Source organism: Anaerosolibacter carboniphilus (genome assembly GCF_014205875.1).
In the GTDB taxonomy this organism is placed as follows: domain Bacteria; phylum Bacillota; class Clostridia; order Peptostreptococcales; family Thermotaleaceae; genus Anaerosolibacter; species Anaerosolibacter carboniphilus.
Genome location: NZ_JACHEN010000074.1, coordinates 1 through 1558, shown reverse-complemented (window position 1 = coordinate 1558; position 1558 = coordinate 1). Strand labels below are relative to the sequence as shown.

Genomic DNA, 1558 nt, shown 5'->3' with positions numbered 1-1558 from the left:
TAAGCCCATTTACTCTAAATGTGCTAAATCAAGTGTTATGATTCCATTTAATTTGCGTTAAATTGCTTGTTCTTCTTTTTGAACAATATATCCTCTCTTTTGCAATTCTTTAATTAGTCTTTTTTCTTTATCGATCTCTCGTTTTGTAAAATAGTAATCTCCTAATTCCACATAGGGCGTGCGTTGTTTTAAAACATGGTAACAAATCCTCAATATTAAATTTGCCAATGCAATGTTTGCTTTCTTTTTGCCCATTCTCTTAACCCATCTATAGTAAGTTATCGAAAGTCTCGTATCTTTTGTATGGCTTGCAACCCATGCACACTCACAAAGGATACTTTTTAGCATTTTGTTTCCCTCAACGACTTTACTTCTTTTTTTTTACCAGCACTCTCGTTATTTCCAGGACTTAAGCCAGCCCATGATGACAATTGCTTATCTGTGGGAAACTGATTCATATCTGCCCCTATTTCTCCAATGATAACAGCTGCCGCTGTCTCATTAATTCCTGGAATGCTATCCAGTAGAGTCACTTCTTCTTCATAGGCATTCATATATTGTGCTATCTCTTCATCTATTCCCTCTATCTGTTTTTCTAAGAAGAGTATATGATCATAGCAATACTGAATCATTCTAACATGATGTTCTTCTACCTTCCCTTGCAGGGCTTTTAAAAGATCCCCTGCTTTTCCTTTAAGTTTAGATTTTCCTCTACCACTTAAGATAACGTACAGATCTCCCTCCGTAACTGTTCTCTTTTCTAGAATCTTTTCAATAATTTTTCGGCCAGTATCACCAAAAATATCAGCAAGATAGCTTGTGATTTTAATATTACAATCTTGGAGGGTTTTGTGAACCCTGTTCTTTTCTTTGTTTACTTCATAAAGGAGCTTCTTGCGATATCTTGTTAAATCTCTTAATTCTCTGATAGGTTGAGAAGGAACAAAACTCTTACTTATCAAACCGCTTCTTAAAAGCTGGGCTAACCATTCTGAATCTTTAATATCGGTCTTTCTGCCAGGCAAATTCTTAATCTGATATGCATTGGCTAAAATCAACTCAAAGCTGCCACTTTCAAGTATGTTCCACACGGGTTTCCAATAGACGCCTGTACTTTCCATGACCACATGGGTACATCCCCTAACTTCTAACCACTCAAGCAACTGAAAGAGTTCCTGTGTAGTAGTTCCAAATGTTTCAATCTCTTTTTGTGGAGCTTTGTTTAGTTTACCATTTAAAACACACGCAACCACAGTTTTTTCATGGACATCCAATCCTGCACAAACTTCTAAGATATCCTGCATACGCTCACCCTTTACAAAAGATTCGCGAGGTTATTAACAATCTTCAGAATCAAAATTTTCCTACACGTGCTCATGACACAATACTTTGTACTTCATGATTGTTATGATCAGTTTCCTAGACGGAGTTATTCTACCAGAAATTATGCCGATCTTATCCCTCGCTATTTGGATTATTGCATTTTTTGCAGGATTTAAAAGCAAATGTAAAGTTTTCATTATACTTTGTGAAATTTCAATTTCATGAGCGTTTCCTA

The 1558-nt window shown here is 35.9% G+C and carries 3 protein-coding genes; all 3 read right to left on the bottom strand.

All coding sequences use genetic code 11. The features are described from left to right. Nucleotides 1-57: 57 nt before the first annotated feature. On the bottom strand, nucleotides 58-348 hold the full coding sequence (locus tag HNQ80_RS26175; RefSeq protein ID WP_243183582.1) for a hypothetical protein: 291 nt from the start codon (nucleotides 346-348) through the stop codon (nucleotides 58-60). Further along, nucleotides 342-1304: an IS110 family RNA-guided transposase gene (locus HNQ80_RS25515; protein ID WP_243183579.1), complete on the bottom strand. Its 963-nt coding sequence runs from the start codon at nucleotides 1302-1304 to the stop codon at nucleotides 342-344. The genes HNQ80_RS26175 and HNQ80_RS25515 overlap by 7 nt, the downstream gene beginning before the upstream one ends. Before the next feature lie 60 nt (nucleotides 1305-1364). Then, the coding region (locus HNQ80_RS25755) for a hypothetical protein (protein WP_207727191.1) at nucleotides 1365-1558 on the bottom strand (194 nt) is incomplete at its 5' end.

Excerpts from the sequence above, each read along its gene's own strand:
- HNQ80_RS26175 (WP_243183582.1), bottom strand. The coding sequence starts at position 348 with ATGCTAAAAAGTATCCTTTGTGAGTGTGCATGGGTTGCAAGCCATACA.
- HNQ80_RS25515 (WP_243183579.1), bottom strand. The coding sequence starts at position 1,304 with ATGCAGGATATCTTAGAAGTTTGTGCAGGATTGGATGTCCATGAAAAA.